Source organism: Serratia sp. H1w (assembly GCF_000633355.1).
Lineage (GTDB): Bacteria > Pseudomonadota > Gammaproteobacteria > Enterobacterales > Enterobacteriaceae > Chania.
Genome location: NZ_AYMQ01000024.1, coordinates 41410 through 48195 on the forward strand (window position 1 = coordinate 41410; position 6786 = coordinate 48195).

At 52.3% G+C, this 6786-nt stretch carries 5 protein-coding genes; 3 read left to right on the forward strand and 2 right to left on the reverse strand.

Annotated features, from left to right (window positions below; translation table 11 throughout):
- Positions 1–49 precede the first annotated feature (49 nt).
- Entirely contained in the window at positions 50–820 is a 771-nt protein-coding gene (locus U869_RS0104575) for an SDR family oxidoreductase (RefSeq protein ID WP_025122998.1), read from the reverse strand.
- A gap of 383 nt (positions 821–1203) precedes the next feature.
- Between U869_RS0104575 and U869_RS0104580 the strand changes: the two genes are divergently transcribed.
- A complete protein-coding gene (locus U869_RS0104580; RefSeq protein WP_025122999.1) occupies positions 1204–2457 on the forward strand; it encodes an enolase C-terminal domain-like protein in 1254 nt (417 codons plus the stop codon).
- Between the two features lie 57 nt (positions 2458–2514).
- Here the strand turns inward: U869_RS0104580 and U869_RS0104585 are convergent, their stop codons facing one another.
- On the reverse strand, positions 2515–3231 hold the full coding sequence (locus U869_RS0104585; RefSeq protein ID WP_025123000.1) for a FadR/GntR family transcriptional regulator: 717 nt from the start codon (positions 3229–3231) through the stop codon (positions 2515–2517).
- Positions 3232–3534: 303 nt separating this feature from the next.
- Between U869_RS0104585 and U869_RS0104590 the strand changes: the two genes are divergently transcribed.
- Both U869_RS0104590 and U869_RS0104595 read left to right on the forward strand, forming a co-directional pair.
- Complete coding sequence (locus U869_RS0104590) at positions 3535–4830, forward strand: MFS transporter (RefSeq protein WP_025123001.1); 1296 nt, start codon at positions 3535–3537, stop codon at positions 4828–4830.
- Between the two features lie 168 nt (positions 4831–4998).
- Positions 4999–6624 (forward strand): TIGR04028 family ABC transporter substrate-binding protein, encoded by a 1626-nt coding sequence (locus U869_RS0104595; protein ID WP_025123002.1) that lies wholly within the window; start codon positions 4999–5001, stop codon positions 6622–6624.
- Positions 6625–6786: the final 162 nt, after the last annotated feature.

Genomic DNA, 6786 nt, shown 5'->3' on the forward strand with positions numbered 1-6786 from the left:
AGCTCAGGAGCCGTGGGTTAAGGTGTTTTTCAACTAGATAGGGGAGTGGTTACAAAACGGCTAACCAACCGCCATCAACGTAAATTATCTGGCCGTTGATATAGTCCGAAGCGGCAGAAGAGAGGAATACGGCGGTGCCGATCAGTTCTTCCGGTTTGCCCCAACGCTGTGACGGGTTACTGGCTTTAACCCAGCTATCGAACGCTTCGTTTTCAATCAGCGCGGTATTCATATCGGTGAGGATATAGCCAGGGCCTATAGCGTTGGTCTGGATGTTGAATTCGGCCCATTCGGCAGCCATGGCGCAGGTGAGCATCTTTATCCCCCCTTTGGCTGCGGTGTAAGGGGCGACGGTAGGGCGGGCTGCCTGGCTGGTCAGTGAACCGATATTGATGATCTTACCGCCTTTGCCGCGTGCGATCATACGTTTGGCCGCCGCGCGGGAAACGATAAATGCGCTGGTCAAATTGGTGTCGATCACTCGTTGCCACTGTTCCAGTTCCAGCTCAACCATAGGTTTGCGATACTGGATACCGGCGTTGTTGATCAGGATATCTACCAGCAGATCCTGTTGTTCCAGAGAAGCAAAAGCGCTTTCCACCGCCTCTTCATTAGTGACATCAAATGCCACTCCGTGCGCCTGGTAACCTTTGTCGCGTAGCTTGGCTACCGAGCCTTGCAATAACTCTTCGCGGATATCGTTCAGGATCACACAGGCACCCGATGCCGCCAGTCCTTCCGCATAAGCAAAACCCAAACCGCGGGCGGAGCCCGTTACCAGTGCCGTTTTCCCGGTCAAATCAAATAGTGCAGCAGACATAGCAAACCCTCATTAGTGTTTTTATCAATGGACATGACTAACTTGTATGACATCATTCATATTTAAACTGAGTTATGGCGGTATTTAAAGCAACACACTTGATTATGTTTTGCCATCAAGATCACAAAATAAAATTTTCTCAAACGATTTTATCATTATAAAACAGTTATATATTGATGGTGTAAAATGAGTTTGTGCGCTAGCGCGCAAAATCAAACCTGTGCGGTTGGGTAAAAAAATGTTCGGTGATATAAGTAAAATAACTTGTAGGACAACAGTTGAGTTGGTAGATCTAACCTGTCTTCGTGGTTCGCCGTAAAGCAATGGCAGCCAGTTATCCATCATGAAGTTAACGACTCAGGCTTTTAAATTAAGGAGTTACTGTGAGTAATCTAAAAATCACTGCGGTGAAAACCATTCTGACGGCACCGGGCGGCATTGATTTGGCCGTGGTCAAAGTAGAGACCAACCAACCGGGACTTTATGGTTTGGGATGTGCCACCTTTACCCAACGCATTCACGCGGTGAAAACCGCCATTGATGAGTACATGGCGCCGTTTTTGATTGGCAAAGATCCGGCACGAATCGAAGATATTTGGCAGTCTGCCTGCGTGAGTGGTTACTGGCGCAGTGGCCCAATCATGAACAATGCGTTATCCGGTGTGGATATGGCGCTATGGGACATCAAGGGTAAATTGGCAGGCATGCCGGTATATGAGCTGTTGGGTGGGCAATGCCGTGACGGCATTCCGCTGTATGTGCATACTGACGGCAGCGACGAGTTTGAGGTAGAAGATAATATTCGTGCCCGTATGGAGGAGGGCTATCAATACGTACGTTGCCAGATGGGCATGTATGGTGGGGCAGGAACGGACGATCTGAAACTGATCGCGACTCAATTGACCAGAGCCAAAAACATTCAACCCAAGCGTTCGCCACGTACCAGCACTCCGGGCATCTATTTTGATCCCGAAGCCTATGTGAAAAGCGTCCCGCGCCTGTTTGACCACCTGCGTAACAAGCTCGGTTTCGGCGTTGAGTTCATCCATGATGTCCACGAGCGTGTGACACCCATCGCTTCCATTCAACTGGCAAAAACCCTGGAGCAATACCAGTTGTTCTATCTTGAAGATCCGGTGGCACCAGAAAATATCGACTGGCTGAAAATCATGCGCCAGCAAACCTCAACGCCGATCTCGATGGGGGAATTGTTTACCAATATCAACGACTGGAGGCCGCTGATCACCAATAATCTGATTGATTATATCCGTTGCCACGTCAGCACCATTGGCGGTATTACACCGGCGAAAAAACTGGCCACCCTCAGTGAAATTCACGGTGTACGTACCGCCTGGCATGGCCCGGGAGATATCTCACCGGTGGGCGTTTGCGCCAACCTGCATCTGGATATGAGCATTACCAACTTTGGGATCCAGGAATATACGCCGGTGAACGACGCACTGCGCGAAGTGTTCCCAGGTTGTCCTGAAATCGAGCAGGGCTATGCCTACCTGAGCGATCGTCCAGGATTGGGGATCGATATTGATGAGAAGAAAGCGGCGCAGTATCCCTGCATTGGCGGTATTCCTTCCTGGACCATGGCGCGGACGCCAGACGGTACGGCTTCCCGGCCATAAGCAATAAAACAGCAAGGGGTGATGTCCCTCCCTCAATTGGGGGAGGGGAGTGAAAAGTCAGTCTGCATCCGGGGTCGACTGCTTCAGCTTTTCAATTGCCGTAACGTTTTCCGACATGGCTTCATTCAGCACCGCTACGGCGGTGCTGGAGTCACGGTTTTTGATCGCCATAAAGACTTTGATGTGTGCTTCAACGCTTTCCAGCGAGATGCCCAAAGCGCGATTCAGCTCTTCCAGGTAGTAGTAATAGGTGTCTTTAATCGAGTTCATCACGCTATAGAACACCTTGTTCTGTGATGCTTTGGCGATCGCCAGATGAAAGTCAAAGTCGGCCTGGGAATATTTCTTATAGTCATCCTTGTTGACCAGCATACGATTTAGCGCCTGCTCCAGCGCGGTAATGTCTTCTGGCGTGGCGTTCAGCACCGCCAGCTCCATGCATTTGAATTCAACCGTTTGGCGAAACACCATCATGTCGTGAAACTCTTCGCGGCTGAGGTGCATGATAGGCTGCTGTTCATTAAGCAGGCTTTGCTGGTTGAGGTTTTTGCTGACAAAGCTGCCTTTGCCTTGCTGAGTGACCACAATACCCAAATCACGCAGACGTTGAACCGCACTGCGGATGCTGACGCGGCTGACGTTGAAGGAGACTGTCAGTTCAGCTTCAGAGGGGAGTTTACTCCCTGGCGGCCAGCTGCCATCAAGCAGCTTTTCTTTGATCTGCTCGTAAACCGCATTGACCACGTTGTGCTTTTGGATCGATTGAATGCTCATAAGCTCCGTCATCGGGGTTGTCCTACAACATGCCAGTGGTATAGCACGCTCGGCCCTGGGTGTGAAGCGGTGGCGAGTGAATTTGTGTCTTGGCTCTGAACTGGCAGCAGAAAATTAATTTTGTGATCGAGATTTTAAAATGTCGTATTGGCTATTGATCGGGGCAGTAATGTGTCGCATTTTTAAACATGAATGATGTCATACAAGTTAATGTATGACAGGTTCAAGAGCAAATGGACTAACAAAAAATGCGGCCATTGGCTGTGCAGGCTGCCGATCACCACTCACCGTTGGGAAAGTATTATGAGCTTGAATTTGCCACAGAAATTGGCACCGATCCGCTGGCGAAAACTGATCCCGCTGGCATTTATCACTTACAGTCTGGCCTATCTGGATCGCGCCAACTACGGCTTTGGTGCCGCCTCCGGGTTGGCGCAGGATCTCAATATCACGCCAGGCATGTCTTCGCTGTTGGGGGCGTTATTCTTCCTGGGCTATTTCTTTTTCCAGGTGCCCGGCGGCATCTATGCGGAAAAGCGTAGTGCGAAAAAGTTGATCTTCTGGAGTCTGATACTGTGGGGCATTTTGGCGACCGCCACCGGGATGGTGCACAGCGTAGCCGCATTGGCGGTGATCCGCTTCCTGTTGGGGGTTGCAGAAAGTGTGGTGATGCCTGCAATGCTGGTATTCCTTAGCCACTGGTTTACCAAGCAGGAGCGTTCAAAGGCCAACACCTTTCTGTTCCTGGGCAATCCCATCACCGTGCTATGGATGTCGATCCTTTCCGGCTATCTGGTAGAGGCCTTCGGCTGGCGTGGCATGTTTATCATTGAAGGCGTGCCTGCCATTATCTGGGCGGCGATTTGGTGGGTGATCTTTGTCGATCGTCCTGCCGATGCCAAGTGGCTCAGTGACCAGGAGAAGATCGATCTGGAGGCGGCATTATTGGCTGAGCAAGCCGAGATGAAGCCGATCAAAAACTACGGCGAGGCGTTCCGTTCCCGTAAAGTATTGTCACTGTCATTTATCCACTTCTTCTGGAATATTGGCATGTACGGCTTCATCATGTGGCTGCCGTCGATCCTGAAAACCGCCTCTGGGATGGGCATCGTTGCAACGGGTTGGTTATCTGCGGCACCGTACCTGTTGGCAGTACCCTTGATGCTTACCGCCTCTTACTTTTCTGATAAATACCAACAACGTAAATTGATCGTGCTGCTATTCCTCGGGCTTGGAGCGGTCTGTTTCTGTGCTTCATTTACGTTGGGAGCCAACCACTTCTGGCTGTCCTATATCCTTCTGGTTATCGCTGGTGGAGCAATGTATACGCCTTATGGGCCATTCTTTGCCGCCATCCCAGAGCTGTTGCCACGTAACGTGATGGCGGGTGCCATGGCGTTTATTGTCAGCTTTGGGGCGTTGGGGTCCTTCGTCGGGGCATGGATAGTCGGCTATCTGAATGGGATTTTCCACGGGCCACAGGCATCTTACGTCTTTATGGGCAGTTCGCTGGTGATTGCGGTGGTGCTGACGGCGTTCACACGCTTTAGCAATAAACCTTCGGCTACCGGCTTCTCCAGAGCGGTGACGGTATCTTGATTCACTCCAGGCCGGTTATCTAACCGGCCTGGCATTGCGTCACTGGCAGCGACAGGTCCTTGTGCGTTTTCCATCATTAGTTAGCTAAATTAGTTCGTTCAACTCTGTGCCGTTTTGGTTTGTTATCTAACCCATAACATTCCGACATATAAAGAAGGCACGGCACCCATGTTTAAGTTTCCTTTGAAGGCGTTAACCAGTGGATTGGCAGTAATAGCAGGGACAGCCGCAGCGCTCAGCCCAGCTATCGCGGCGGTGCAGGGCGGTACTCTGATCTACCTGGAACAGCAGGCGCATACCAATCTGTATCCCCCTTCCGGTGGTTTTTATCCCAACGGCGGTATTCTTAACCAGATCACCGACAAGCTCACCTACCAGAACCCGAAAACCTTAGAGATTGAGCCCTGGATCGCGGAGTCCTGGTCCAGCAATCCCGATAAAACGGAATACACCTTTAAGCTGCGCCCCGACGTGACCTTTTCCGATGGCACACCGCTGGATGCCAACGCGGTAGCAAAGAACTTTGATACTTATGGCCTGGGCAATAAAGCGCTGCGCTTGCCAGTTTCCGAAGTGATCAATAACTATGAGCGCAGTGAGGTCATCGATCCGCTCACGGTCAAATTCTATTTCAAACGCTCATCCCCTGGTTTCCTGCAAGGGACGGCGACCATTGGTTCCGGGCTGGTCTCGCTCAGCACGTTGGCGCGCCAATATGATGAACTAGGTGATGCACGGCATATCATCGGCTCCGGCCCGTTTGTGGTGAGTGGCGAAACCCTGGGGCGCGAGGTCGATCTCAGCGTGCGTAAAGACTATCGCTGGGGGCCCACCAAGCTGGCTCAACAAGGGCGGGCCAATCTGGATGCCATCAAGGTGATCGTCACCCCGGAGGACAGCGTGCGGATTGGCGCGTTGCAGGCCGGACAGGCGGACTTTATTCGCCAGATCCAGGCTTACGATGAGAAGCAAACTCAGGATCAGGGCTTTACTATTTACGCCGCGCCAACCCGTGGCGTTAACGACAGCATTGCCTTCCGCCCAGATAATCCGCTGGTGGCCGATATTCGCGTGCGGCAAGCGCTATTACATGCCACCGACAGCAAGCAGATCGTCGATACGCTGTTCTCAGCCAACTATCCCCAGGCCAAATCGGTGATTGCTTCTTCGGCCGCTGGCTTTGTCGATCTCTCCGACAAGTTGACCTTTGATCTGGCGAAAGCCAACCGTCTGTTGGATGACGCCGGTTGGCAAAAAGGCAGCGATGGCCTGCGTCAGAAAGAGGGTAAGCAACTGCTGTTAACGGTGTATGAGTCGCTGCCGCAGCCGCAAAACAAGGCCGTGTTGCAGTTGGTCTCGCAGCAGTGGGGCAAGGTGGGCGCACGGTTGAATATCCTGGCGGGCGATGCGGGCAGCCGGGTGGCGGATAACCTCGATCCGCAAAAGACACCGGCTTCGGTGGTCGAAGTGGGTCGCGCCGATCCCGATGTGATTAAAAGCCAGTTTTACCCCACCAATCGTGATGGCCTGTTGCAGCAAGGGGGCACCAGCCAGAACAGCAAATTCATCGATAGCGCACTGAACCAACTGCTGTTGGGGATCGCCTCTGAGGTGGATCCGGCCAAGCGCTTGCAGATCGCCGGTGAGGCCCAGAAGTATCTGCTGGAGCAAGCCTACGTGATCCCGTTCTTCGAAGAGCCGCAGGTGTTTGCCGGCGCTCCTTATCTGAAAGGCGTCAATTTTGAAGCCGTGGGGCGGCCTAGCTTCTATGGCGCGTGGTTAGAGAAACGGTAAGCCCGAGCTGCTTGCACCCCTCACCCCAACCTTCTCCCCAAAAAGGAGAGGGAGCCAGTTCAGCGTGGTGGTCAGGTGCGGAGTAAATCGAGGTACGGACAGTTCTGCCAATATGAGCACCAGTATAAAACGTGGCACGGACGGTCCCCTCTCCCTGTGGGT

Excerpts from the sequence above, each read along its gene's own strand:
- U869_RS0104585 (WP_025123000.1), bottom strand. The coding sequence starts at position 3,231 with ATGAGCATTCAATCGATCCAAAAGCACAACGTGGTCAATGCGGTTTAC.
- U869_RS0104590 (WP_025123001.1), top strand. The coding sequence starts at position 3,535 with ATGAGCTTGAATTTGCCACAGAAATTGGCACCGATCCGCTGGCGAAAA.
- U869_RS0104575 (WP_025122998.1), bottom strand. The coding sequence starts at position 820 with ATGTCTGCTGCACTATTTGATTTGACCGGGAAAACGGCACTGGTAACG.
- U869_RS0104595 (WP_025123002.1), top strand. The coding sequence starts at position 4,999 with ATGTTTAAGTTTCCTTTGAAGGCGTTAACCAGTGGATTGGCAGTAATA.